This is a genomic window from Shewanella sp. AS1 (genome assembly GCF_021412565.1).
Lineage (GTDB): Bacteria > Pseudomonadota > Gammaproteobacteria > Enterobacterales > Shewanellaceae > Shewanella.
The window spans coordinates 1-280 of sequence record NZ_JAKCLJ010000139.1 but is presented as its reverse complement, the minus strand read 5'-3'; the positions used below and the strand labels follow the sequence as shown (position 1 = coordinate 280).

1 pseudogene is annotated in these 280 nt (G+C 67.5%); it reads left to right on the top strand.

Annotated features, from left to right (window positions below):
* Nucleotides 1-280: pseudogene (locus LZP69_RS16410) on the top strand (DNA-directed RNA polymerase subunit beta'); the annotation flags it as partial.

The window sequence follows — 280 nt, the reverse complement described above, 5'->3', positions numbered from 1 at the left end:
TCGATCCGCTTCCAGGACTTCATCGACGGCATCACCGTGCAGAGCCAGGTGGACGAAGTCACCGGCCTGACGAGCACCGTCGTCCTGAACCCGAAGGAGCGCGGCGCCGGTGGCAAGGACCTGCGTCCGGTCATCAAGCTGCTGAACGCGAAGGGCAAGGAAGTCTGCTTCGCCAACACGGACATCCCGGCCAGCTACGCGCTGCCCGCGGGTGCCCTCGTCAACCTGAGCGACGGCGCGCAGGTGTCGGTCGGCGACGTCATCGCCCGCATCCCGCAGG